Genomic DNA, 26,038 nt, shown 5'->3' with positions numbered 1-26,038 from the left:
GTGCAACCCGTCTGCCAGCGGCTCACGACGAGACGCTTCTCTGGCTCGGCCGATAAACCTCAAGGAGAATTACGATGATTCGCAACGCTCTGATTTCCGGCGCCGGCGTCACGGGTCTCGCGCTGGCCTTCTGGCTGGATCGCGCGGGAATTGCCGTCACGCTCGTGGAACGTTCCGATGGTTTCCGGCGTGGCGGTCAGGCCGTCGATATCCGTGGCGTCGCGCTGCATGTCGTGCAGGCGATGGGCCTGCTCGATGACGCACGCGCGTTGCGTACACGGCTCAAGGGCATGTCGATGCTCGATGCCGACGGCAAGGAGATACATCGGACGGAAGAGCGCACGTACAGTGCGGGCCGTCTCGACAGCGACGACATCGAAATCTTCCGCGACGACCTGTGCGAGTTGCTGATGAACGCACTGAGCGGGAACGTCGAGTTCATGTATGCCGATAGCATTCGCGCGATCGACCAGCACGCGGACGGCGTCAAGGTCCAGTTCGAAAGCGGTTCGGACAGATCCTTCGATATCCTGATCGGTACGGATGGAATCTACTCGAACGTCCGGAAGCAGGTGTTCAACGATGAAGCAGCGGTTGTTGCTCCGCTCGGCGTCGTGCTCGCGCTGTTTTCGACGCCCAATCTCATCGGGCTCGATGGCTGGCAGATCGGGCACCGGATGAACGAACTCGGCTATGTCATATACCCGAGCCGGGACCAGCGCGAGTTGCGCATCGGGGTGGGCTTTGCAGCGCCCGATCCAGCATTGTCCCGAAGCGATGTCGATGCACAGAAGCGCGTCGTAGCAGAAAGCTGCGCGCATCTGAAAGGCGATTTCCCCAGGTTTCTCGACGCGATGGAGCGCACAGACCAGTTCTACTACAACGAGCTGGCGCAAATACACATGCCCGCGTGGTCGCAAGGCCGTGTCGTGCTGGCTGGCGATGCGGCGCATTGCGCATCGCCGTTTTCGGGGCAGGGCACGAGCCTCGGGCTTGTCGGCGCGTTCGTGCTCGCGCATGAACTCGTGCGCCGCCCGGACGTTCCGGCGAATGCGTTCGCCGCCTACGAAGTCCGCATGCGGCCATATGTCGATCTGAATCAGGCGCTGGTCGATCTCGAACGCGAAGGACCGGTGCCGGACGAGCAACTCGACGCGGCGAAAAACGGCATCGACGTGACGGATTTGCTGGGCGCCACGATCCGATGAGTCAAGGCGTGCGCCGCGCCTTGTCCCGGCATGTCGGATCGAACACGCGCTGGGTGGAGGCGGGATGTTTGACGAGTTTGTCCGCCGCGCGGCGCGGGCGCGCCAGCAGTTCGCCTCCGCAGTTGGGGCAGGCGCCGCCCAGCACGTTCGCTGCGCAATCGCGACAGAAGGTGCATTCGAACGAGCAGATGAGCGCCTCGGTCGAATCCGGAGGCAAGTCCTTGTCGCAGCATTCACAACCGGGTCGAAGTTCCAGCATGCCTGTCTCCGGAATCGGGTGAGTCAAGTCTTTCGTTACCGTGCGAGTCTACACGTGCACCGGTTTTCGGGCGGCTGACCCGAGCGTCGTCGCCACCAGACCTCTGAACCACCGATGCCCCGCATCGTTGTGATGCCGCGCGTGCCAGAACTGCTGCACCGTGAGATCGGGCAGTTCGACAGGCAAGGGGAACACATCGACATCCGCGAGGCGCGAGAACAGTTCCGCGAGTTCATCCGGCACCGCCGCAATGAAATCCGATGTCGCGACGAGGCTCGGGACCGCGAGCAGATACGGCACGTCGATACCCACTTTCAGCTTCGAACCGAGCCGGCGCAATTCCTTTTCGAGCAACTGGTTCGTCAGCGCCAGCGTGCCCGCGACGACATGCTTGCGCGCGATGAACTCATCGAGCGTCATGCGTATCTTCCTGCGCGTCTTGCCGCCCTTCACGATGCCGACCAGTGAGCGCCTGAACAGCGGCTGCTGATGCAGGTTCTCGCCCATCTTGCCGAGATAGCCGATAGCGAGATCGAGCGCGCCGTCCTGAAGCGCGCTCGCCAGCTCCAGCGACGGAAGCTGAATCGGCTTGAGCGTCGCGTTCGGCGCGCGTTCGCGCAAAGCCGCGAGCAGGCGCGGCAACAGCACGATCACGCCCATGTCGCTCAGACACACCGAGAACGTGCGCGTGGTGCTCGCGGCATCGAAGGCCTTCGCGCTCCAGATTTCTTCCTGCACCACCGCGAGCACGTGCGCCACGCCTTGCGCGAGCCGCTCGCCCACCGGCGTCGGAGCCATCACCGAACCCGCGCGCACGAACAAATCGTCCTGAAACAGCGTACGGAGTTTCCCCAGTGCATGGCTCACGGCAGGCTGAGTCAGCCCGAGGCGTTCGGCGGCGCGAGACACGCTCCGCTCCTCGTCGAGCGCCTGCAACACATACAGAAAGTTCAGGTCGGGGGTCGGCATGTATGAATCAGATTCATTCCGGGTATGAAAGTCATTGTATAGATTTATAGCGGCGACGCGTTTAACTTCGCATCCAGCTTCAGAAAAAACAGGAGACGGATGTGCTGGATTGCGAAGTCATCATCGTGGGCGGAGGCCCGGTCGGGCTGTTTCTCGCCGCCGAACTCGGGCAGCGCGGCGTGAGCGTCGAATTGTTCGATGCCAAGAGCGGCACCAGCCGTCATCCCGCCGCCAATGCCAACAGCGCGCGGACCATGGAGCACTTCCGGCGCATCGGCATTGCGTCGAAAGTGCGCTCGCTGGGTTTGCCTGCGGACTACGCACCGGACGTGGCGTATTTCACGTCGATCGCGGGTCACGAACTGGCGCGGCTGCATCAGCCCGCATCGCGCGACGCGGTCGAATGGGCGAAGGGACACGCGTTCACCTGGCCGACGCCGGAGCCGCCGCATCGCTGCTCGCAGCTTTATGTCGAGCCCGTTTTGCTCGACGCCGCCCGCAGCTATCCCGATTGCCACGTTCATTTTTCATCGCGCGTGGTGGACTTCACGCAAAACGAAGCATCGGTCACGGCGACGATCGAATCCGATGCCGGCGACACACGCACTGTCACGGCGCGCTATCTGATCGGCTGCGACGGTCCGCGCAGTTTCGTGCGCAAGGCGCTCGATATCCGGCTCGCGGGCATGGCCGGCGAAAAACGCGAATTCATGGGCGGGCAGATGGACGCCGTGTACTTTTACGCGCCCGATATCTATCGCGTGAGCAAGCGTGCGCCGGCGTGGCAATACTGGACCTTCAGCCCGCGTCAGCGCGCGCTCATCATCGCGGTCGATGGCGCGGGCCACTTCATCATGAACGTGCAGTTGCGCGAGGGCGAAGTCGCGGATGAGGACAGCGTGCGCCGTCGCATCGCGGAGGCGATCGGCGCGGACATTCCCTTCGAAGTGAAGAGCACATCGACATGGACGGCGGGCTTCGCGCTGGTCGCCGAACGCTTCGGCGCGGGCCGCGTGTTCCTCGCGGGCGACGCCGCGCATCTGTTCACGCCGACGGGCGGTCTCGGCTACAACACCGGCATCGACGATGCAGCCAATCTCGCATGGAAGCTCGAAGCGATGATCAAGGGCTTCGCGGGCGATGCGCTCGGCGCGAGCTACGAGGCGGAGCGCCGGCCCGCGGCCTTGCGCAACACCGCCTTCGCGCGCGGCTTCGCGGACGGCATCGGTCACGTGCGACTGCCCGACGCGGCATTCGAAGCGGGCGCATCGGGCGATGCCGCGCGTGAAGCCATCGGCGATTACCTGGCGTTTCATGCCACCGGCGAATTCGTGATTCCCGGCGTGCATCTCGGCACGCGTTATGAAGCATCGCCGCTCGTGGAAGCGGAAGGGGGGTCGCCGCCGCCCGATGCCGCGAATCTCTATCTGCCGACCGCGCGCGCGGGGCATCGCGCGCCGCATGTCTGGCTTGCCGATGGCGCATCGCTGTTCGATCGCTTCGGTCCGGGCTTCACGCTGCTATGCACGAAGGCCGCGAGCGCCGCTTTCGATGCCGACGCCGTGCAACGCGCCGCCCGTGCGCTGCCTCGACTCGCGGTCGTACGCATCGACGAAGCGGAAGTCGCGCAGGCCTACGGCGCGGGCTACGTGCTGATTCGTCCCGACCAGCATGTCGCGTGGCGTGGCGATGCGCTTGACCTTGCGTTCGAAGCGGCCGCGCGACGCACTGTCGGACTGTGCGCGAACGAAGCCGCGCTGGTCACTCAATAAAAAAGCATCGATCGGAGACACACCAACATGCATGCGCAATCCGTTGCACCGCAAGGCATCGTCGATGAAGCGAAGACCTCGCCGCTGCAGGTCCTGACGCTGGTTCTCTGCTTTCTCGTCGTTGCCGCCGATGGCTTCGATGTCGCGTCGGTCGGCTATGTCGCGCCGCTCCTGAAATCGGCATGGTCGCTGACGCCCGCGCAACTCGGGCCGATCTTCGGCGCGGGCCTCTTCGGCCTCACGGTCGGCAGCTTTCTGTTCGGGCCGCTCGCGGATCGCATCGGCCGCAAGCGGGTCATCGCGATCTCGCTGATTCTGTTCGGCCTCGGCAGTCTCGCCTGCGCCTTTGCGCCGTCGGCGGGATGGCTCATCGCGCTGCGCTTTCTGACCGGCGCGGGCCTCGGCGGCGCGATGCCCAACTCGATCACGCTGTCGTCCGAATTCAGTCCGCCGCGCGGCCGCGCGATGCGCGTCACGCTGATGTTTTGCGGCTTCACGCTCGGTCTCGCGGGCGGCGGCGCGGTCGCGTCGCTGCTGTTGCCCACGTTCGGATGGCAGGGCGTGTTCGTGTTCGGCGGCGTGTTTCCGCTGCTGCTCGCGCCGGTGATCTGGCTGTGGCTGCCGGAATCGATCCGCTTCATGGCCGGCAAGCCGCGCTATGCAAAGGAAGCGCGCCGCACCATCGAACGCCTGACCGGCGATGCGAATACGCCCATCGACACCTTCGCGCCCGAAGACGCGCGGCGCGAGCACGCGCAACAAAGCGTGATCGGCACGCTGTTTTCCACGCGCTATCGCACGGGCACGCTGCTGTTGTGGATCGCGTTCTTCTGCACGCTGTGGGTCTATTACCAGGTCAGCAGCTGGCTGCCGACGGTGATCACCAGCGCGGGCATCGATGCCTCGCATGCGGCGCGTGTCGGCGCGATGCTGCCGCTCGGCGGCACGCTCGGATCGCTCGTCAACGCGCGGCTGATGGACCGGATGAATCCGTTCTTCGTGCTGTCCGGCTCGTATGCGATCGCGGCGGTATCGATCGCGCTGATCGGCGTGGCGATCGGCGAGCCGTTCCTCGTGTACGTCACGGTGTTCATGGCGGGCTTCGGGCTGTCCGGTGCGCAGACCGGCGCAAACGTGCTGGTCGCCGGCTTCTATACGACGGCGGCGCGCGCGACTGGCGTGAGCTGGGCGCTCGGGGTGGGACGCATCGGCTCGATCATCGGTTCGATGACGGGCGGCGTGCTGCTCGCGACCTTCCATTCGCTGACGGCCGCCTTCGCGCTGTTCGCGGCGCCGGTTGTCATCGCCGGACTGGCGATGCTCGCGAACGGCTGGGTGTATCGGTCGCGCGCCTGACCTCTGCAATTTTTCCATTTCGATAAAGGATCAAGACATGCGGTTCGTGAATTTCATCAAGGAAGGACAAGCGACGCTCGGCGTGCGCGATGGCGACGATGTGCGCGTGCTCGGCATCGAGCCACTGGAATCGGTGCTGGCGCGCGGCGTCGATCTGAACGAATGGGCTCGTGCAAGCGCCAGCGAAGAGAAGCTGCCGATGGCGGGACTTCGTTTGCTGCCGCCCTTGCAGCGCCCGCCGAAGATCATCTGCGTGGGACTCAATTTCGCCGATCACACGAAGGAGAGCAACTACGAGCAGCCCGCGTATCCGACGCTGTTTCTGCGCGTGAACACGAGCCTCGTCGCGCACGATCAGCCGATGATCCGTCCCGGCGTGACGGACTCCGAAGGACTCGACTACGAAGGCGAGATCGCGGTCGTGATCGGCAAGGGCGGCCGTCATATCGCAAAGGACGAGGCGCTCGCCTGCGTGGCGGGTTATTCGCTCTTCAACGACGGCTCCGTGCGCGAGTATCAGTTCAAGACGCCGCAATGGACCGTGGGCAAGAACTTCGATGCGACCGGCGCGTTCGGCCCCGATCTCATCACCGCCGATGAACTGCCGCCGGGCGTCAGGGGCCTGCGGCTGGAAACGCGCGTGAACGGCAACGTGGTGCAGTCCGCGAATACCGACGAGATGGTGTTCGACGTGGCTTCGCTCATCAGCATCATCAGCGAGGCGATCACGCTCGAAGCGGGCGATGTGATCGTGTCGGGGACGCCCTCGGGCATCGGCTGGGCGCGCACGCCGAAGTTGCTGATGAAGGCGGGCGACGTGTGCGAAGTGAGCGTCGAAGGCATGGGCGTGCTGCGCAATGTCATCGCGGACGAACCGGCGCGCTGAACCTCGGGAGGCGATCATGGCTGCCGTTCATTCGATCGATCACTTCGCGCTCAACGTGCCTTCAGTCGATGAAGCCGAGCGCTTTTTCAAGGCGTTCGGGCTCGATGTGGCGCGTGCGGGCGCGCATCGGAACGAACTCGAACTGCGCGCCGCCGACGGCTGGCGCTGGGCGCGCGCGCTGCCCGCGGCGGACAAGTCGCTGGCGTATCTGAGCTTCAACTGTTTCGAGCACGATATCGCAACGATTCGCGCGCAAGCGCAAGGCGCAGGCGCGCGATTCGTCGATGGCGACGAGGGCCTCTGGTTCCGCGATCCCGATGGCAATCTCATTCAGGTCAAGGCGGGACCGAAGACCAGTCCGTCATCGAAGACGCCGCATGCGCTCACGGGCGCCGCGGCGGATGCGCGTGGCAACTGCACGCGTTCCGAGGTGAAACGGGTCAGGCCGAATCGCCTGTCGCACGTGCTGCTGTTTTCGCCGGACGTGCTGCGCGCGATCGACTTCTACGGCGCGGCGCTCGGCCTGCGCCTCTCCGACCAGTCGCGCGACATCATCGCGTTCACGCATGCGCCGCACGGCAGCGATCATCACCTCGTCGCGTTCGCAAAGAGCAGCGCGCGCGGCTGGCATCACGCGGCATGGGACGTCGATGACGTGAACCGCGTGGGCGAAGGCGCAGCGCAGATGGCGACCGCCGGTTACACGAAAGGCTGGGGCACGGGACGTCATGTGCTCGGCTCGAACTACTTCCATTACGTGGAAGACCCGTGGGGATCCTTCTGCGAGTACTCGGCGGATATCGATTTCGTGTCGGCGGGACACGCATGGCCCGCGGGCGATTTCGCTCCGGAGGACTCGCTCTATCTATGGGGACCGCCCGTGCCGGAGAACTTCATACACAACACCGAAGCATAGGCATCGCTAAAAACATAAAAGGACGGAGACATGAAACGCAAGATGATGGCGGGCGCTGCCGCGCTTACGCTGTGCTGCGGCGCGCACGCGCAAAGCAGCGTGACGCTGTACGGAATTCTCGATACGGGCATCGAACTCGTCACGCACGCGGGACCGACGGATGACAAGGTCGTGCGGATGCCGGGCATCACCGGCTCGCTGCCCTCGCGCTGGGGAATGCGCGGCGTCGAGGACCTGGGCGGCGGCTACTCGGCTATTTTCACGCTGGAGAACGGTTTCAACGTCCGCTCCGGCGACGTCAATCAGGGCGGCCGCCTGTTCGGACGGCAGGCGTGGGTCGGCGTGTCGAACCGCTTCGGCACGCTCAGTTTCGGGCGGCAATACACCATGTCTTACTGGGCCATCGTCGATGCCGATCAGCTCGGGCCGGATATCTACGGTGGCGCCGGCTCGCTCGATTCATACATGCCCAATGCGCGCAGCGACAATACGGTCGCCTACAAAGGCACCTTCAGCGGCGTCACGATAGGCGGCACGTACGCGCTCGGCCGCGATTCGGCGGGAACGGGCAACTCGCCCGGACAGGGAACCTGTGCGGGTGCGATTCCCGGCAACTACAACGCGTGCCGGCAGTGGTCGGTGCTCCTGCGCTATGACGCGAATGCGTTCGGCGTCGCCGCGTCCTACGACGAGCAGCGCGGCGGTCCGGGCGCCGCCGCGAATCTCTTCAACGGAACCGCGCCGATTGCGCTGACCAACAGCGGCGACAAGGATGCTCGCACGCAATTGAACGGCTATATCAAGCTCGGCCAGTTGAAAGTAGGCGGCGGCTGGCTCGGACGCCGCGTGCAAACGGTGTCGCCGACGCTCGCCGATGTGCATACCGACATCTTCTATCTCACGGGCACGTACTTCGTGACACCCGCGATGTTCGTCGATGGGGGCGTGTATCGCACTGTCGACACGGCGCAGGACACGCGCGCGACGCTCGCCGCGCTGCGCGGCACCTATCTGCTGTCCAAGCGCACCGGCGTCTATCTGCAAAGCGGGTATGTCTTCAACAGCGCGAAGGCGCGCTACACGCTGAGCCAGGGCGGTCCGGGCACGACGCCGAATGCGGGCGTCGGTCAACTCGGCGTGATGGCGGGCATTCGCCATACGTTCTGATCGAGCGGACCGCGTGAGTCGCGATCCGCACTGCTTCGAACCTCAGAACGCGACGCGCGCGCCGGCGGTCAGACCATACGCCGTCCGGCGAGCCGCCGCTTCGCCCTCGACATGCGCGAACAGATGGCCGTTCTTCGACACCCGCAGCGTGCCGTCGAGGCCGAGCTGCCCGAACACGCGGCCCGAATGCGGCGAGGTCGTCGTGAGGCCGAGTCCCGCAAGGCTTGCGTCGACGCTCGGTCGCGTGAGACTGCCGGCATCGACGCCCACGGCCGCCGTGAAGCGGTAGGTCACGCGCTGCGCGAGCGGGTCCTGCACACGCGAGCCGCCGGCAAGCCCCGTCATCATGCGTACGCCGTTGCCCGAGTAGCTGTCGAGCGACAGCGCCGCGGCCGACGCCGCGCCTTCCGAGCTCGCATCGCGCGACACGTGCTGGTAGATCGCCCGGGCGAACGGCTCGAGCCGCTGCGTGCCGATGTCCACCGGCAGGCGCACGCCCGTGGCGGCGAGCACGTCGCGGCCGTGCGTGCCGCTGGTGAGGCCGGACGTGGTGCCCAGCGCGTCGGCATGATGCGTGTCCCAGCTTTGCGCGCCATAGCCGAGCGTGCCGTCGATCAGCACGCGGCCGAGCGCATGCTGCCCGTACACGAAGCCCATGCTTTCCTCGATCGCGCCGTTGCCCGAATCCGCCGACACGTTGGTCTGCGTATAGGCGAAGCCGACGCCCACCTTCGTCGTGGCGTTGCGCACGATATCCGCGCCGGTTGCCACCTGGTTGTCGCGCGAGGTGAAGCCGGAAGCGTGACTGTCGCTTGCCGAGGTGTTGTTGCCGTGCGTGACGTTCGCCCAGAGCGTCTGACCATGGTCGATGCTCCCCGTCGCGATATCCGACAGATGCGCCGCGACCTGTCCCTGCACGCCGAGCGCCGCGCGCGGCGCGGCCGCGGCCATGTCCGCGTGGATCTCGCCGGAGAGCGTCTTCGTGACGGGGCCGATCTGCGCCGCGTGCGCACCGGCCACCGCATAGATCAGCTGGCTTTGCAGCGCGGACGCGCTGCCCTTGTCCTGCGCGCCCATGATCGTGTCGAGCAGCGCGGCCGCCGCGCGCGCGTTGTCGTTTTCCGCCGCGAGCGTCGTCGCGTACGAAACCGGCGTCACGCGCAAGTCGATGCTGTTGCTGCCGTTCATGTCGTAGAACGCCTGCAGGCGCGTGCCCGCCTTTAGCCCGTCCGAAGGCTGCGCGAGGGTGTCAAAGCGCCCGCTGATGCCGCCTTCGGCTGTGACGATGCGGTAGGTATCGCCGAGATTCGGCACGAAGGTGTTGGTCGCGTCGCCGGTGATGCCGCGCAACAGCGGCGCGAGCGTGCCCGCGGCGACGAACGGATGATTCGCGCCGAACACCAGCAGTCGCGAATAGTTGCCAGCACCCGTGCCGGTGCCCGTGCCGTCGATGTCCACCTCGAAGGTGCTGCCGGGGTTCATCGTCACGGTGCCGTTGACTGCGAGCGTGCCCGGCGAGTTGCCGGGCGCGAGACGGCCGCTCACCGAGAGCGCGCCGTCGATCGCGCCGACGCCGCGCAGCGTGCCCGCGGCGAGCACATCGACCGCGCCGGTGATCGAGCCGTTCGCGCGCAGCGAGCCGGCCGCGACGCATGCGCCGCTCGCGAGCGACGCGGAGCCTGCGATGGTGAGCGCGCCGCCGCCGGACTTGCTCAGGCAGGCAGTGCCCGCGGCGGACGCGATCGCGCCCGACAGCACGGCGCTCGTGCCGGCGGCGACATCGACCGTGGACGCGCCGGTCACGATGAGTTGCTGGGCGGCGGTGAGCGAGGCGGTCGTGCCGAGCGTGGCGCCGTTCAGCACGATCGCGCCGCTGCCGAGCGACGAGCCGCTGCCGATCTGTACCGTGCCGCCATTGATGAGCGTGCCGCCCGTGAAGGTGTTCGCGCCGCTCACCGCGAGCGTGCCCACGCCGTTCTTCACGAGACTTCCCGTACCGCTGATCGGGCCGCTCGCATCGAGCGTGACGCCGGCGAGCGTCGTCAGCGAGGCGCCCTCGGCGCCGATGACGATGGCGCGCGCGGTGTCCATCGACTGCGTGATCGTGAGATCGCCGCCGTGGAACGTGAGAGCGCCCGCCGCTGCGCCGAGATTCGTATCCGAGGCGACATGCAGCGAGCCGCCGGCGAGCGTCGTGCCGCCGCTGTAGGTGTTGTTGCCGGTGAGCACTTCGGTGCCGCCTTGCACGCGCAGCCCGCCCGTACCGGAGATCGTCCCGTCGAAAGTGCCCGCGGCGTTCGAGAGCGACAGCGTGCGCGCGCCCAGCGCGACCTGGCCGCTGCCGGAAAGCGACGTGACGGCCGTATCCGCCGCGAGGCCCGAGATGTCGAACACGCCATCGTTCGACACGCCCGAGGACGCCGCGATGCTGCCCGCGCCCGCCAGCGCGAGCGTCGCGCCCGCGCCGATATGCGTCGCGCCCGTGTAGGTGTTCACGCCGGTGAAGGTCACGCTGCCGCCGCTCGCGTTGTTGACGATGCTGAGCGCGCCGGGCGTGCCGCTCGCGGCATCGGCGATCACGCCGGTAAATGTCGAAGTCTGGCCGTTCTGGTCGATGGTGCCGCCGGCCGCGCCGATCGAGAGCGCGCTCGCGACCGTCGCGCTGTCCACGCGCAGCGTGCCGCCGCTGAACACGGGATTCACGCTCGTGCCGAGGTTGCTCGACGAAAAGTACGGCGTGCTGGTGTCGATGTCGGAAGGGGGCACGCCGCCCGTCGTCGCGACCGCGTTGCCGGTGAACGTGCCGGGCTTCGAAGCGACATAGAACACCGGACTGACCGAGGTGTCGTTGTAGTTGAAATCCGCGAAGCCGATCGTATAGGTGCCCGTGGCGCCAATCGTGAAACTGGTGATGATCCACTGGGTCGTGCCGTAGCTGCCGAGCACCAGCGTGCTCGCCTGCGCGGGCACGTACGTCGGCGACGCGCCGTTGAGCGCCAGAATGCCGACCTGCTGGGTGCCCTGGCCCGCGACGGAGAACATGACGCCGTCGTTGAAGGGCTGGTAGTCGTTCGCGGCATACGCCCACGCGAAGGAATACGTGCCCGCGGCCAGCGTGAACTGCTTGTAGATGTAGCCGTAGTTCGTCGTGCCGCTGACGAGATTGCTGATGCTGCCCGGCGTCAGCCCGAAGCTCGATTCCACGGTCCCGACCTGGTTGTATCCGCCGCCCGGCGTGATCTTCGCCATCTGGTCGCCGACCGCCGGCGTGAGCGAGTAAGGCTGGCCGCCCACGGTGAAGGCGTTCGTCGTGCTGAGCACGGCGACGGAGCCGGATTGCGTCCAGCCCGTCAGGCCGTTCGAGAAATCGAGGAAGGTCGAGGCATGTGCATTGACCGGCAATGCGCAACACAGAAAACCGACACCCGCGGAAACGGTCTTGCCGCAAATCTTGACGATGCGGAATACCTGATGCTGCACACTCATGAGCTGCCTGTTCAGTTGTTTTGATTGACGTCGTCGGGCAGCCGCGCTGTCGTGCCCGTTCTCCGGGTCATTGACGGCAAATTTTTTGCAATATTTAGTGAACACGTAGGAAATATTCGGCGCGCGCTGAATGGCACGCTCGTGCTGCTCGAGAGTTGAAGACTGCAGACCACCGCGAATTGAGCTAGCGTGTCGAATCCTTATCGACTTTCTGACAACGCCATGTCCCGACCGCTTCAAATCGACTTCGTGTCCGACATCGCCTGCCCGTGGTGCGCCGTGGGCCTGGCTTCCCTCCAACGCGCACTGGCGCGCCTCGGCGATGAAGTCGATGCGCATATCACGCTGCATCCGTTCGAGCTGAATCCGGACATGGGTCCGCAGGGCGAGGGCATCGTCGATTATGTCGGCCGCAAGTACGGCCGCACGCCCGAGCAGATCAGGGAGACGCAGGCGGTGATCCGCGAGCGCGGTGCGCGTGAAGGCTTCGTGTTCGGCGAACGCAACCGGGTCTACAACACGTTCGATGCACATCGGCTGCTGCACTGGGCGCGCATCGAAGGCAGGCAATTACCGCTCAAGATGGCGCTGCTCGCCGCGTATCACGGCGACGGCAAGGACCCGAGCGATCGGGACGTCCTGATCGAAGCGGCACGAAGTGTCGGACTCGACGGCGACAAGGCGCGCGAAATTCTGGAGAGCGGCGCGTATGCCGATGAGGTTCGCGCCGAAGAGCGCGAGTTTCAGCAACTCGGGATTCAGTCCGTGCCCGCGATCATCCTGGACCGCAAGTTCCTCGTGAGCGGCGGTCAGCCCTCCGAGGCGTTCGAGGAAGCGATACGGAAGGTCATCGGCGAGCAGGCGTAAAGGAGACGTGCTTCGCCGAGGCCTTCGGAATCAATCGACGCGTTGCGTCACGAGTTCGCCGTCGATCGCTTCGACGGGCAGCTTCGTCAGGCACAAACCCGGCGCGCCGACGGCACACCCCGACGCGAGGTCGAAGCGCAGGCCATGCGCCGGGCATTGCAGCACGTGGCCGTCCAGCCGGCCATTCGCGAGCGATGCGCCGTTGTGCGGGCACGAATTGTCGATCGCGTGAATGACGCCGTCGATATTGAACAGCACGACGCTGCGCCCGTCGATGAATGCGATCTTGCGCGAGCCGGGTTTCAGATCGTCGGCGCGGGCAAGCGCTATGCTCATCGCCACGATTTCAGGTCTCCTGACGGTGTGTGCGCGTCCATCCAGTCATAGGGTTCGCGGGTTCGTCCCCACGCCCAGGTTCGTGTCGCCGATGTTTCCCTCGCGCGCTTGTTCGTGTTGGAATCCTTCTGCTCGACGGTAACTGCGGTTTGCGTTGACGATGCGGTCCGTACGTGATCTGACATTTGCATGGTTCTCCATCAAAGGGAAGCGTATTGGCGCGGGCGTTCGCCGCAGAGTTCGGCGATCAGTTCATCGGCGAGCGGCCACTCGCCGTGTCCCGACGCGGGATTCAAATGGCCGGCCGCGCCGATATCGACGAAACGGCTGCCCCACGCGCGCGCGAGTTCCTCGACGCGTTCGATGCGCGCCAGCGGATCGTTGGTGCTGGCGGCGACGATGCTCGGAAACGGCAAATGCGCGCGCGGTGCGGGCAGCCATCCTTCCCGCTGCAGGATGTCCGGCGACGGGTAACCCGGCGGCATCGGCGCATCGAAATCGGGCGGCGTCGCGAGCAGGGCGCCGTGAATCTGCCGTGTGTGGCGCTGCGCCCAGTGCACGGTGATCATGACGCCCGCGCTGTGCGCGACGAGCACGACCGGTCCGTCGATTTGCGCCAGCGCCGCATCGAGCGCGGCGACGCGGGCCGCGCAGCTCAGCTTGTCGTGCTCGAGCGGCGGCACCGAGCGTGCATGGGCAAGCCTGCGTTCGAGCAGGGTCTGCCAGTGATCTTCGACATGATCGCGCAGTCCCGGAACGATCAGGATCGTGGGAGTAGAGGTGGATTGCATGTTGCTCATACGTGTAAAGGAGGCTTGTCGTTCGCGGCCTGTCCGCGCAATGCGTCGATACGGCTCAGGTCACGCACATACCTCGCGCGGCCGATGGCGAATGCGAGCATCGCGGCAATACTCACGCACGGAATCACCTGCAGCGCGCCCAGCAGGCCGATGCGGTCGGCGATCATGCCGGTGACGAGCGGACCGGGCGCGAGGCCGAGCAGGTTGTTCGCCAGCGTCAGCGTCGCGAAGGCGGACGCATGGATCGCCGATGGCGTGAGATTCGCCACCATCGCGCCCGCCGGTCCGGACGTGCCTGCCACGACCAGGATTCCCGCCCCGAGCAGCACGAGTTGCAACGGGCCGGCGTCGAGCCTGAAGCCGACGGAGAGCAGCACCAGCGAGATCAGGCAATAGGCCAGCGCCGTGAGCCACTTGCGCGAGGGCGCATGCCTGCAGATGCGGTCCGTGATGACGCCGCATGTGACCATGCCGAGGCCGCCCAGCAGCACGAAGACCGCGGCTCCCGCGGCGGCCTTGTCCGCGGGCATCCCGTAGTAGCGATTCAGAAAGCTCGGCATCCACGCGATCACCGCGCCCATGATGAAGAGCTGCAATCCGCTGCCGACATAGGCGCAGACCACCGAGACCGTCGAGAAGAGGCCCGCGATCAGCGCGCGCAGGCTCGTGCGCATGCCTGCGGCTTCCTCTCTGGCCGCCTGGCGATCGGGAAAGCGCGCCGCAATGCGCGCGTCCGACACCACCAGCCGGTAGACGATCACCAGCACGATGCCGAAGCACGCCATCGCCGCGAAAGACGCGCGCCATCCGAGATGCACGGCGACAAAGCCGCCCAGCGCCATGCCGAGCACCGAGCCGAACGCGCCGCCGGCCATGAACGCGCCGGTGAGCGTGGAGCGCAGGTGCGGCGGAAAAATGCTGAGGATGAGCGCGATGCCCACGCTTCCGTACGCCGCTTCACCGAGACCCACGAAGGCGCGCGCCAGCAGCATCTCGCCGTAGTTGGTGGCAATGGCGCAGCCGAGCGTGGCGAGACTCCAGAGCGTCGCCATGATGATGAGGCTGCGCACGCGGCCCCAGCGGTCCGCCAGCACGGAGAGCGGGAAGGTCAGCACGCCGACCATCAGCGCCACCACGCCGCTGAGCGAACCCAGTTGTGTGTCGGACAGACCCCAGGCCTGTTTCAGCAGCGGAAACACCGCATTCAGAACCTGTCGCGACATGTAATCGGACAAGAGCAGTCCGAAGGTCAGTGCGAATATGATCCACGCGTATTTGCGTGATGTGGGCGTGGGCGCGGCGATGTCGCGCGCGTGCGGCCCTGTGCAATCGATTTCCAACATTGTCTCCTCCGATGTCCGGCGCTGGCTTCTTCGAGCCGTTCGCGCCGGAAAGTAATACCCGTGCCTCAGGCTGCGCGCAGGGGAAGGTTGACCTGGCCTGCCTTGCGGTTCGGCGCCATGCCCATTTGCGCGAGCGTCTCGTCGGCGTCCTTGTATTGCACGCCGATCTTGTAGATCTCGCGCGCTTCCTTGCCGCTCGCGATCTCGCGGCCCAGTTCGCGGGCGACGCGCACGCACTGCTCGATCTGCTGCACCGACGTCATGCGGTTGCCGTGCTGGTCGATGATCGTGTCCTCGATGCCGCAGCGCGGATGCAGGCCCATCGACATCGCCATCATGTTGAACGGCAGTACGTTCTTCAGCAGCGACTCGGCCGTCAGCGTGCAGCCATCCGGCGCGCGGTGGACGAAGTTGAAGAAGTTGAACGGGTTCGGGCCGTCGAAACCGCCGCCGATGCCGATCCACGTCAGATTCAGCGGACCCGTGTAGACGCCCTTGCGCACGAGGCGTTCGAGCGTTTCCAGCGCATGGATGCCGGTGAGCTGGAAATGCGGCTGGATGTTGGCCGCCTGCAGGCGCCTGAGATGCTCCTCGACCCACGCGGGACCGGCGGGAACCGTCATTTCGCTGTACGCGGCCATGAACGCCGGATTCGAGAGCGAGGTGCCTTCCAGATACTCCGGATACAGCAACTCCATGATGTTCATCTGCGTCGTGTTGATCGCGACGGTCACCTGGTCGGGCTTCGGATCGAGATCGGCGAGCATGTGACGGGTATCGTCGGACAGCCACTTGGCAGCCTGACCGTCGTTTTCCGGCGCGAACGAGATCGAGCCGCCCACCTGGATGATCATGTCCGGCACCGCCGCGCGCACGCCGGCGATCAGTTCGTTGAACTTCGACAGGCGCTTGGAACCCTTGCCGTCCAGTTCGCGCACGTGCAGATGCAGCACGGTGGCGCCCGCCTCGTAGCAGTCGACGGCCTTCTGGACCTGTTCTTCCATGGTGACCGGAATGTCTTCGGGGAAATCGGCGGGCATCCATTCGGGGCCGTACGGCGCCACCGTGATGACCACCTTGTCCTGGTTTTCGGGGTGCAGCGAATCGTCGAGGAATTGCATGTGGTGCTCCAGCGTAATTGAGATCGATGTATGTGAGGCGCGAAGATCAGTAAGGCGCGTCGCCGATGATCCCGGCGCGTTCCATCTTGCGATGGCACGGCGGGTAGTCCATGACCGCGTAATGCTGCGTGCTGCGGTTGTCCCAGATCGCGATGCTGTTCTTTTTCCAGCGCCAGCGAACCTGGTATTCCGGGATGTACGCCTGGCTGATCAGGTAGGCGAGCAACTGGCCCGCGCCCGGATTGGCGTCCTGGCCGAAACGCACGCGCTCGGGCGTGTGATAGTTCGTGAAATGCGTAGTGAACGCGTTCACGAAGAGCGTCTTCTCGCCCGTCTCGGGGTGCGTGCGCACGACCGGGTGTTCGGCGTCGGGAAACTGCGCTTTCAGCGCGAGCCGCTTCTCGATCGGCATGGCGGCCCCGAAGCTGGCCTCGATGCTGTGGCGGGCGCGCAGATCGGCGATCTGCGTCTTGATGTGCTCGGGCAGGTTCTCATAAGCGAGCACCATGTTCGCCCAGATGGTGTCGCCGCCGACCGGCGGACATTCGACGCAACGCAGCACGCAGCCGAAAGGCGGCGCGGCGCGCCAGGTGGCGTCGGTGTGCCACGCGTTCTCGTAACGGTCGTTGGGCTGGTCGGGATTCTTGTAGATACGCACCAGGCCCGGATGCTCGGGATCACTGCCGGCGACCGGATGATCTTCCAGCTCGCCGAAGCGGCGGGCGAACGCGACATGTTCGGCGCGCGTGATGTCCTGATCGCGCAGGAACAGCACGCGATGCTTGAGCAGCGTGGCGCGGATTTCCGCGAACAGGCCGTCGTCGTGGACCGCGTCCGCGAGGCTCACGCCGCTGAGTTCGGCTCCGATGGAGCAGGTAAGTTGTTCGACGCGCATGATGTGTCTCCTCACACGACGAAAATGGATGAACCGGTGGTCTTGCGCGATTCGAGATCGCGATGCGCCTGGGCGGCATCCTGCAGCGCATAACGCTGGTTGATCTCGATGCGGATGCGGCCGCTCGCGACATGCCCGAACAGCTCGTCCGCCAGCGCCTTCTTCTCGGCCGGATCGGCGATGTAGTCGGCAAGCGCCGGGCGCGTCAGATAGAGCGAGCCTTTCATCGCGAGCAACTGCGGATTGAACGGCGGAATCGGACCGGACGCGGTGCCGACGCAGACCATCAGGCCGCGGCGGCGCAGCGAATCGAGCGACGCTTCGAACGTGTCCTTGCCGACGCTATCGAACACGACATTCACGCCGGCGCCATCCGTCAGTTCCCGCACGCGTTTCGCGACGTCTTCGTGGCTGTAGTTGATCACATGGTCGCAGCCGTGAGCACGCGCAACCTCGGCCTTGGCCTCGCTCGACACCGTGCCGATCACCGTCACCCCCAGGAGGCGCGCCCACTGCGACACGATCAGGCCGACACCGCCGGCCGCCGCATGCAGCAGGATCGAGTCGCCCGCCTTGAACGCATGAATGCGGCGCATCAGATAGGACGCGGTCAGGCCTCGCATGGTCATCGCGGCGGCGGTGGCGCATTCGATCCCGGCCGGCAGCCGGACGAGCGCGGCCGCCGGCGCGAGGCGCTCGGTGCTGTACGCGCCGAGCGTATTGATGAAGCCAGTGTAGGTCACGCGGTCGCCCACGCACACCTGATCGACGCCCTCACCGACGGCTTCGACCACCCCTGCCGCTTCCACGCCCATGCCGGCGGGCAGGGGAACGGGATAGAGGCCGGAGCGGAAGTACGTATCGGCGAAATTCAGGCCTACGGCCTCGTGACGCAGACGAACCTGTCCGGGACCGGGCTTGCCGACCGCGACCTCTTCCCATCGCAATACTTCGGGACCGCCGGTTTCGTGAAAGCGGATTGCATGTGCCATGTGTCTCTCCATTCATGCGCGCGAGCCGTCTGGCTCGCGACGTGTTCAGTGTTGTTTCGCGGCCCGGCCGAGCAGCGCCGCGGAATTGAATTCGCTGTCTATTTCCGTCCAGTCGGCGTAGCTCAGATAACGCCGCGCCGCCGGCAGAATCACGCCCTGTTCGCGGCCCATCCAGTCCCAGGCGAAGCGCGCATAGGCGCTCACGGCCTGTTCGAGAACGTCCGGCATCGGCGCGTCCTGACTGACCATGCGGGCGAGTTCATGAAGCAGTTCCTCGTCGCGTTGATGCAGGCGCTCGAGTTCGGCGAGCTCGGCGTTGACCGCCGATGTACGCTTGCGAAGGCAGCGGAACAGAGCGGTTTTGGCTCTCGCCCCGACGCCGCGCGCAGGCAACTCCTGCAGGCTGCGGACGATCTCTTGCAGCGCCGCCGCGCTCGGCACGGCGTCTCGTTCGCGCGCGGCGCGCAGCGTGTCGAGCCATTCGTTGAGCGTGTCGGCGAGCCTGCGATGCGCGTTCAGAAGCGCACCGATCGACGCCGCCACCGCGGGCCGCCGGTCCGTGCCGCACGACAGCACGCCGGGCCACACGCCGTCCGTGGCGATCGTTCCCGCCGGGCTCGTGCTCGTGCAGATGAGATCGCAACCGTGGCGGCGGGCCTGCGCGATCAGCGTGTCGAACGAATCATCGCCGCCGGCGACGACCGTCGTGCAGGCCACGCCCTGAGCGCGTGCGCCGGCTTCGGCCCGCGCCAGCCATTCGTCGGCGTGCGCGTCGGCCGACGACACGTGCAGGAAAGTGATGCGCGCGCCGATGGCCCACGCGAATTCGGTCGCATGGCCGATTGCTTCGACGCTGGCGTCGGTGTCCTCGACAGGAACGAGTAGATGCTGATACATGGCGTTGTGCGCTGGATTGGGTGTGTGCCTGAACTCATCTGCATCGTAGTGCAGGGACTCTTTGCGCGACCCTCTCGCGAAGGGAGGGGTTGACGCCCCCCGGTCATTCGAACGATGCTGTGGGCGCGATCCAAGCCAGATGCGGCCCGCGCGGGCCGCTCGATCCTTCAGTCCAACCTGTTCCCGATGCCCCCCACCACAAGCGCCGCGGCACCCTCGACGACCGAACTGGTCCTCAAGACCATTGCGCCACGCGCCCCCCTCAACCTGCTCGCGCGGCTGCGGCTCAGCGCGGAAGCCGCGCATTACCGCGACCGGCAGATCACGCTCGTGCAGGCGCCGGCAGGCTACGGGAAAACCTCGCTGCTCGCGCAGTGGCGGCGCGAATATCTGGCGCGCGGGATCGCCGTCGCCTGGCTGCAGGCCGACGAGCGCGACGACCCCGAGCGGCTCCTGCGCGGGCTGGTTCAGGCGGTTCGCACAGGCTGCGCGCGCGCCGGCTTCGGCTCGATGCTGCCCGACGGCGCGCTCGCGGCGGTGGGCAATCTGGATGGCGCGACGGGCTGGCTCGCCGAGATCGCGCTGCTGTCGCTGGAGGTCGTGCTCATCATCGACGAATCCGAGCGTCTGCCCGCCGCCGGCGCCGGACTGCTCGCCTATCTGCTTCACAACGCCCCGCAGAACCTGCGCGTCGTGGTGGCGGGACGAGGCGGTCTCGAAGCCCCGATGGCCGATCTGCTCGCGTACGGGCACGGCACGCTCGTCGGGCCGGATGCGTTGCGCTTTCGGCTCGACGAAACGATCGCGCTGATTGGCAACCGTTTTGGCGAGCGCGTGGACGCCGACGCGTGCGCGCGCCTGTTCGAAGTGACCGACGGCTGGCCGCTCGGCATCCAGCTCGCGCTCGCCGCGATGGCGCACGCGGCGGACCCGCGCAAGGCGGTCGAAACGATCGCGTCGGGCCCCGGCGGCCTGCGCGAGCATCTCGTCGGCGCGCTGGTCGCCAATCTTTCGCCGGAAGACGACGCCTTTCTCACCCGCGTCAGCGCGGTGGACATGCTGCATCCGGAACTATGCGAGGCGCTGACGGGCCGCGCGGAGACGCCCGAACGGCTCGCGCGGCTGGTGCGCGAGACGCCTGTATTCATCGCCGTCGAAGACAGCGCGTGGTGCCGGCTGCACACGCTCGTGCGCGATGCCCTGCGCGTGCGCCTGGCAGACCTGCCCGCCGCCGAGCGCGAGGAACTGCACGCGCGCGCCATGCGATGGTTCGTCGCCCGCGACATGATCGAGGAGGCCGCGCGGCACGCACATGCGGCAGGCGAGCACCGGACTGCCTTCGAACTGGCGGAGCGCAGCCTGCTCGATGCGGTGCGTCACGGGCATCTCAGCCTCGTACTCGACTGGCTCGATCTGATTCCCGAGCCGGAACTCGAACAGCGCCCCCGGCTGCGCCTCGCCGCCGCATGGGCGCTCGCGGTCGGGCAACGCCACGCGGAGGCGCAGCGCCAGATCGAGCGCATTCTCGCGGGCCCGGCCGTCGATACGACGCTGCGCTACGAGTGCGCGCTGATCCTGAGCGCAGCCGCGTATTTCGCCGATGAACCCGACCGCTTCGTGGCGCTCTTCGAGCCGTGGGCCGAAGCGCCGCCCGATGGCGGATCGTGGCTCGCGCAGGTGCATGCGAACCGTCTCGCCGCCCGCGCGATGCTGCTCGGCGAGCCTGCGCAGGCGCGCCGCGCGCAGCAGCGCGTGCGTTCCGGCGACGGCTCCGGCACGCTCGATTATCTGGTGCGCTGGGGCGAGCACATCACCGGGGCCAGCTATTTGTGGGAAGGCCAGATGTCGCTTGCCGAAGAGGTGCTGAAGCCCGCCCTCGCGAGCGCCGAGGCGGACCTGAGCCGCCGCCATCCGCTGAGCTGCATGTTCGCGGTGGCGTGCGCGGCGATCGCCTACGAAGACGATCGGCTGGATGAAGCCGCGGCGCTGCTGTCGAACCGCCTGGACGTGCTCGAACGGGCCGCGCCGCCCGAGACCGTCATGCTCGCGTATCGCACGGCGGCGCGCATCGCAGCGGCGCGCGGCGGCGAACATCGCGCGCTCGACATGCTCGAAGCGCTGCACGCGCTGGGCGTGAGCCGCTGTCAGCCGCGCCTGTGCGTCGCGAGTCTCGCCGAGCAGGTCCGCATGCACGCCGGCCGCTACCGCAACGAGACCTGCCAGGCGCTGGTACGCCGCATCGACGAGATTCTGATGCGCGAGGCGGGGCGCGGCGCGCTGTGGCGCGAGTCGGTCGTGCTGATGCAACGGCTCGCGCATGCCGACGCGGCCATCGCCGCGCGCAACTGGCCGCAGGCGCTCGACGTGCTGGATGCTGCGGGCACGCAGGCCGACGCGCTGAAGATGGGCCGTTACCGCATCGAAATCCTGGCTTTGCGCGCATTCGCGAAGCAGCAGACGGGCGTGGATGCCACCGCGCTGCTGCTCGAAGCGATGAATCTCGCGCAGACCTTCAGACTGGTGCGTACGCTGATCGACGCGCATCCCTCGCTCGCCGACTGGGCGCGGCGCACGCGCGATGCAGCGGACGCTGAAAACACCGGCAGAACGCCGGCGGCCCTGCCGAACGTGCGGCCGCACCCGCGCGAGACGGGTGGGCCCCGCGCGGTGCCGTGCGTCGTCCTGACACCCAAGGAGCGGGAGATTCTCGAACTGCTTGCGCGCAACCTGACGAACAAGGAAATCGCGCGCGCGGGGATGATCGGGGAGGGCACCGTCAAGTGGCATCTGAAGAATCTCTTCGGCAAGCTCGACGCGAGTTCGCGCAAGCACGCGGTGCGCCGCGCCGTCGTGCTCGGCCTGCTCGAAGGCACCCAGTAAGACCGCAGCGCAATCGGCCGCCCGCGTGCGGCTGATGTTCGCGCTTGTCGCCCCCTCCCGTCGCGAGAGGGGCTCGAATCGCCCCCCTTCCGTATTCTTGCTCCATGACTTCACGCGCCGTCGCGAACTCGCGCCGCGAACCCGTGAAGCGACCAATCCGGCGATTGCCCGACTGACCGGCCCTGGCTATGTTTGCCCGATGCAAACGCTCAAGCCGATAAAAAATATGGAGACCTCATGAAACTCAGACGCTCTTGCCTTGCCGCATTGATGACGTTCTCAGGCGCCGCCGCCGCGCAAGGCTCGGTGACGCTCTACGGCGTGGTCGACTCCGGCCTGCTCTATCAGAGCACGTCCGCGGCGTCCTTCGCACCGAACGCGCCCAATCTCGGCAAGGTGTATCGATTGAAGGACGGCGGCATCTACGCCAGTTTCTGGGGCCTCAAGGGCAGCGAAGAACTGGGCGGCGGATACCGCGTCAACTTCAGATTGCAGGGCTCGTTCGATACGGGCACCGGCAAGTTCGGCCTCTCCGACACGCCGGGCGTGTCCGCGCAGTTCAATCAGTTCGCGACGGTCGGCCTGTCCGGGCCGTTCGGCACCTTCAACGCGGGCCGGCAGATCGTGCCGATGGTGTACGCGATGTTCGACACCGACGTGCGCGGCGCGCAGTACTTCGGCAGCATTCTCACCGCGTGGCTCGGCATGAACCAGGCGGCCGGCTGGACCGGCACCAGCACGAACGGCGCGATCGGCGCACTGTACGACAGCAACGCGCTCGTCTATGAGTCGCCGAAATTCTACGGCGCGTCGCTCGCGCTGGAATACGCGCCGGGCGGTGTTCCCGGCGAATTCCAGGGCGGCACGCGGGAATCCGCCGTGCTGAAGTATTCGAACTACGGCCTGAACCTGGCGGCGGTCTACTACAACGGACACGACGCGAGCCCCTTGCCCGGCGTCGCGCCGACGGGACTCAACAACAATCGCTTCACGTACTTCGGCGCGATGTACACGTTCCGCGATTTCTCGGTATCGGGCTCGTACAGCCATGGCAAGAATCCGGCCAACGCGGGTCGCGCGGACTACGACCTCTATTCGGTCGGGCTCGGGTACAGGTTCAATCCGGTTCTGAAGGTGACGTCCGGCTTCTATTACCTGAAGGACAAGAACAACTCGACGAATCATTCGAGCGAATTCGCGGTGGGCACGGAATACAGCCTGTCCAAGCGCACGCTCGCCTATGCGCAAGTCGGTTATGTCGACAATCACGGCACCATGAACCAGACGATCGTTTATGGACAACCCGTTGCGCCGGGAGAGTCGACCACGGCCGCGATGATCGGCATCCGCCATAACTTCTAAGAACGGACCAACCCATGAAGAGAATCAGTGCAGCATTGATCGTACTGGCGTCGATCGGCGCGAGCCTTCAGGCCGGCGAAACGATGGCGGCAGCGAGCGAGCCCGCGATGGCGTCGGCCGCGAGCGCGCCTGTCGCGACGAAGAAGGAGAACCGCGCGCTGCGCAACGGCGTGTACGCCGCGTTCGCCAAAGACAAGAGTATCGATGCCGGAAACATCGGCGTGCGCGCGACGAATGGCGCCGTGACGCTGACCGGCACCGTAACCGACACCGCCCACATAGACAAGGCAGGCGCGCTGGCGAAAGGCGTTCCCGGCGTCACGTCGGTGACCAACAAATTGACCGTCCAGCGCAATTTCGGGCAGTAATCAAATGAACCACGACATGTTCGAATCTTCTCCTGCGGCATACGCGTATCCGTTGCTGATCAAGCATCTGCTGCATACGCCGCTCGCGCATGCGGCCGATCAGGAGATCGTGTATCGCGGCGACACGCGCCTGACCTACCGCGCCATGCAGGAGCGCATCGCGCGCCTCGCCAATGGCCTTTCGCGTCACGGCGCGCGCATGGGCACGACAGTGGCCGTGATGGACTGGGATAGCCATCGTTACCTCGAGTGCTACTTCGCCATTCCGATGATGGGCGCCGTGTTGCAGACGGTCAACGTGCGGCTTTCGCCTGCGGAGATCGCCTATACGATCAACCATGCCGGCGCGCAGATCCTGCTGCTCCATACCGACTTTCTGCCGGTGATCGAATCGATCAGGGACCAGCTCGAAACGGTGCGCACCTTCATCTGGATCGACGACGCCGGCAGCGAAGCGGTCGCGCACACGATTCCGTTCGCGGACGAATACGAGCTCATGCTGGCCGCCAGCGAGCCTGCCTACGACTTCCCGGATTTCGACGAGAACACGCGCGCCACGACCTTCTACACGACCGGCACGACTGGTCTGCCGAAGGGCGTCTATTTCTCGCACCGTCAGCTCGTGCTGCACACCATCACGGGGATGGCGGCGCTCGCAAGCCCGGTGTCCGGGCAGCGCTTTCATCGCGGCGACGTGTACATGCCCATCACGCCGATGTTCCATGTGCACGCGTGGGGCATGCCCTACATCGCCACCGTGCTGGGCGTGAAACAGGTCTACCCCGGCCGCTACCTGCCGGAGCGTCTTCTTGCGCTCGTGCGGGATGAAGGCGTCACGTTCTCGCATTGCGTCGGCACCATCATGCACATGCTGCTCGGCTGCGGCGATGCGAAGAGCATCGATCTGAGCGGATGGAAAGTGGTCATCGGAGGAGGCGCACTGCCGCACGGACTCGCGCGCGCGGCGCTCGAGCGCGGCATCGATATCTTCGCGGGCTACGGCATGTCGGAGACGTGTCCGCTCCTGACGCTCGCGCAACTCAAGCCGGGCAGCGAGACGCTCGACCTCGACGAGCAGGTCGAGCTGCGTTGCAAGACGGGCCTGCCGCTTCCGCTCGTCGACCTGCGCATCGTGGATGAAGAGGGAGACGACGTGGCGCATGACGGCCGTGCGAGCGGAGAAGTCGTCGTGCGTACGCCGTGGCTCACGCAAGGCTATCTCAAGGATGCCGACGCATCGACGCAGCTTTGGGAGGGCGGCTATCTGCACACGCAGGACGTCGCGAACATCGATCCGAACGGATATCTGCAGATCACCGACCGCATCAAGGACGTGATCAAGTCGGGCGGCGAGTGGGTTTCGTCGCTGGAAATCGAGAGTCTGATCTCGCTGCACCCGGCCGTTTCCGAGGTGGCGGTGATCGGCATCAAGGACGAGAAGTGGGGCGAACGGCCCGTGGCGCTGGTGGTGCTGAAGCCGCAATCGGCAGCGCCTGCATCGGCGGACGACATCAGGAATCACGTGCTCGCGTTCAGCGAGACAGGACGGATTTCGAAGTACGCGGTGCCGCAGATCGTGAAGATCGTCGAGCAACTCGACAAGACCAGCGTCGGCAAATTGAACAAGAAGCGGCTGCGCGAACAGTTCGCGGTTACGCCGGAAGGAAAAGCAACATCATGAGCATCGCAGGATACGGCATCGCGACCATCGACGAATTCGTCGGCACGGAGCTGGGTGTGTCGGAATGGGTCGTCGTCGATCAGGCGCGCATCGACGCCTTCGCGCAATGCACGGGCGACACGCAGTGGATCCACCTGAACGAGGAGCGCGCGAAACGCGAGAGCCCGTTCGGCGGCACCATCGCACACGGCTATCTGACGCTTTCGCTGCTGGCGACGCTCGCAATCGACGTGGGTCTGATCCCGCCCGATGCGTCGGCCGCACTGAACTACGGGCTCGACAAGGTGCGCTTCATGACGCCGGTCAGATCCGGTTCCCGCGTGAGAAGTCGCGTGGTTTTGACCTCGGTCGAAAGGAAGAGTGACGGCCGCATGCTCGTCAGGACGGACAACGAATTGCAGATAGAAGGCGAGGACAAGCCCGCGCTGATCGCGCAGACACTCGTGATGATCATCGCGTGATGAAAGTATGGAGATG

22 protein-coding genes are annotated in these 26,038 nt (G+C 65.9%); 12 read left to right on the top strand and 10 right to left on the bottom strand.

All coding sequences use genetic code 11. The annotated features are described in order from the left end of the window. Positions 1-74: 74 nt before the first annotated feature. Positions 75-1,208, top strand: a complete 1,134-nt coding sequence (locus NK8_RS24435) for an FAD-dependent monooxygenase (RefSeq protein WP_213230692.1) — start codon at positions 75-77, stop codon at positions 1,206-1,208. Between the two features lies 1 nt (position 1,209). Here NK8_RS24435 and NK8_RS24430 read toward each other — a convergent pair whose 3' ends face one another. Both NK8_RS24430 and NK8_RS24425 read right to left on the bottom strand, forming a co-directional pair. Beyond that, the gene (locus tag NK8_RS24430) at positions 1,210-1,467 is read right to left on the bottom strand and encodes a DUF1272 domain-containing protein (RefSeq protein WP_213230691.1); all 258 of its coding nucleotides are present in this window, start codon (positions 1,465-1,467) and stop codon (positions 1,210-1,212) included. 48 nt (positions 1,468-1,515) lie between these two features. Beyond that, entirely contained in the window at positions 1,516-2,436 is a 921-nt protein-coding gene (locus tag NK8_RS24425) for a LysR family transcriptional regulator (RefSeq protein WP_213230690.1), read from the bottom strand. 101 nt (positions 2,437-2,537) lie between these two features. On the opposite strand from NK8_RS24425, the gene NK8_RS24420 reads away from it, so the two are divergent. The 5 genes from NK8_RS24420 to NK8_RS24400 are packed head-to-tail and all read left to right on the top strand — an operon-like array spanning position 2,538 to position 8,533. Beyond that, the gene (locus NK8_RS24420; RefSeq protein WP_213230689.1) at positions 2,538-4,208 is read left to right on the top strand and encodes an FAD-dependent monooxygenase; all 1,671 of its coding nucleotides are present in this window, start codon (positions 2,538-2,540) and stop codon (positions 4,206-4,208) included. Positions 4,209-4,235: 27 nt separating this feature from the next. Continuing rightward, complete coding sequence (locus NK8_RS24415; RefSeq protein WP_213230688.1) at positions 4,236-5,564, top strand: MFS transporter; 1,329 nt, start codon at positions 4,236-4,238, stop codon at positions 5,562-5,564. Between the two features lie 37 nt (positions 5,565-5,601). Beyond that, the gene (locus tag NK8_RS24410) at positions 5,602-6,450 is read left to right on the top strand and encodes a fumarylacetoacetate hydrolase family protein (protein WP_213230686.1); all 849 of its coding nucleotides are present in this window, start codon (positions 5,602-5,604) and stop codon (positions 6,448-6,450) included. A 16-nt stretch (positions 6,451-6,466) separates the two neighbouring features. Next, a complete protein-coding gene (locus tag NK8_RS24405) occupies positions 6,467-7,366 on the top strand; it encodes a VOC family protein (protein ID WP_213230684.1) in 900 nt (299 codons plus the stop codon). A 30-nt stretch (positions 7,367-7,396) separates the two neighbouring features. Next, positions 7,397-8,533, top strand: coding sequence for a porin (locus tag NK8_RS24400; RefSeq protein WP_213230682.1), 1,137 nt, complete (start codon positions 7,397-7,399; stop codon positions 8,531-8,533). A gap of 42 nt (positions 8,534-8,575) precedes the next feature. Here NK8_RS24400 and NK8_RS24395 read toward each other — a convergent pair whose 3' ends face one another. Next, the gene (locus NK8_RS24395) at positions 8,576-12,019 is read right to left on the bottom strand and encodes an autotransporter domain-containing protein (RefSeq protein ID WP_213230680.1); all 3,444 of its coding nucleotides are present in this window, start codon (positions 12,017-12,019) and stop codon (positions 8,576-8,578) included. Between the two features lie 222 nt (positions 12,020-12,241). Between NK8_RS24395 and NK8_RS24390 the strand changes: the two genes are divergently transcribed. Further along, entirely contained in the window at positions 12,242-12,886 is a 645-nt protein-coding gene (locus tag NK8_RS24390) for a DsbA family oxidoreductase (RefSeq protein WP_213230678.1), read from the top strand. Positions 12,887-12,916: 30 nt separating this feature from the next. Here the strand turns inward: NK8_RS24390 and NK8_RS24385 are convergent, their stop codons facing one another. The 7 genes from NK8_RS24385 to NK8_RS24355 form a co-directional block, all read right to left on the bottom strand. Further along, a complete protein-coding gene (locus NK8_RS24385; RefSeq protein WP_213231547.1) occupies positions 12,917-13,222 on the bottom strand; it encodes a Rieske 2Fe-2S domain-containing protein in 306 nt (101 codons plus the stop codon). Positions 13,223-13,422: 200 nt separating this feature from the next. Further along, positions 13,423-14,022 carry an alpha/beta hydrolase gene (locus NK8_RS24380; RefSeq protein ID WP_213230677.1) on the bottom strand — a complete coding sequence of 200 codons (600 nt, stop codon included), beginning with the start codon at positions 14,020-14,022 and terminating at the stop codon, positions 13,423-13,425. Further along, positions 14,019-15,365: an MFS transporter gene (locus tag NK8_RS24375; RefSeq protein ID WP_213230676.1), complete on the bottom strand. Its 1,347-nt coding sequence runs from the start codon at positions 15,363-15,365 to the stop codon at positions 14,019-14,021. Before NK8_RS24375 ends, NK8_RS24380 begins: the two co-directional genes overlap by 4 nt. 65 nt (positions 15,366-15,430) lie before the next feature. Then, positions 15,431-16,486, bottom strand: a complete 1,056-nt coding sequence (locus NK8_RS24370) for a 3-keto-5-aminohexanoate cleavage protein (RefSeq protein WP_061178169.1) — start codon at positions 16,484-16,486, stop codon at positions 15,431-15,433. Positions 16,487-16,532: 46 nt separating this feature from the next. Then, a complete protein-coding gene (locus tag NK8_RS24365) occupies positions 16,533-17,381 on the bottom strand; it encodes a TauD/TfdA family dioxygenase (protein ID WP_162068615.1) in 849 nt (282 codons plus the stop codon). A gap of 11 nt (positions 17,382-17,392) precedes the next feature. After that, positions 17,393-18,373 (bottom strand): quinone oxidoreductase, encoded by a 981-nt coding sequence (locus NK8_RS24360; protein ID WP_213230675.1) that lies wholly within the window; start codon positions 18,371-18,373, stop codon positions 17,393-17,395. A gap of 45 nt (positions 18,374-18,418) precedes the next feature. Continuing rightward, positions 18,419-19,270, bottom strand: coding sequence for a universal stress protein (locus NK8_RS24355; protein WP_213230674.1), 852 nt, complete (start codon positions 19,268-19,270; stop codon positions 18,419-18,421). A gap of 186 nt (positions 19,271-19,456) precedes the next feature. Here NK8_RS24355 and NK8_RS24350 point away from each other — a divergent pair, with 186 nt between their 5' ends. The 5 genes from NK8_RS24350 (at position 19,457) to NK8_RS24330 (ending at position 26,022) form a co-directional block, all read left to right on the top strand. Beyond that, the gene (locus tag NK8_RS24350; RefSeq protein ID WP_213230673.1) at positions 19,457-22,150 is read left to right on the top strand and encodes a LuxR C-terminal-related transcriptional regulator; all 2,694 of its coding nucleotides are present in this window, start codon (positions 19,457-19,459) and stop codon (positions 22,148-22,150) included. A gap of 237 nt (positions 22,151-22,387) precedes the next feature. Next, a complete protein-coding gene (locus NK8_RS24345) occupies positions 22,388-23,512 on the top strand; it encodes a porin (RefSeq protein ID WP_162068611.1) in 1,125 nt (374 codons plus the stop codon). 14 nt (positions 23,513-23,526) lie between these two features. Further along, a complete protein-coding gene (locus NK8_RS24340) occupies positions 23,527-23,880 on the top strand; it encodes a BON domain-containing protein (protein ID WP_213230672.1) in 354 nt (117 codons plus the stop codon). Positions 23,881-23,896: 16 nt separating this feature from the next. Further along, positions 23,897-25,561: a fatty acid--CoA ligase gene (locus NK8_RS24335; RefSeq protein WP_225936365.1), complete on the top strand. Its 1,665-nt coding sequence runs from the start codon at positions 23,897-23,899 to the stop codon at positions 25,559-25,561. Further along, on the top strand, positions 25,558-26,022 hold the full coding sequence (locus NK8_RS24330; protein ID WP_213230669.1) for a MaoC family dehydratase: 465 nt from the start codon (positions 25,558-25,560) through the stop codon (positions 26,020-26,022). The genes NK8_RS24335 and NK8_RS24330 overlap by 4 nt, the downstream gene beginning before the upstream one ends. The last annotated feature ends 16 nt before the right edge of the window (positions 26,023-26,038 follow it).

The organism is Caballeronia sp. NK8 (genome assembly GCF_018408855.1).
Lineage (GTDB): Bacteria > Pseudomonadota > Gammaproteobacteria > Burkholderiales > Burkholderiaceae > Caballeronia.
Note: the sequence above shows the minus strand (reverse complement) of the source record. Positions and strands in the feature narration are given on the sequence as shown.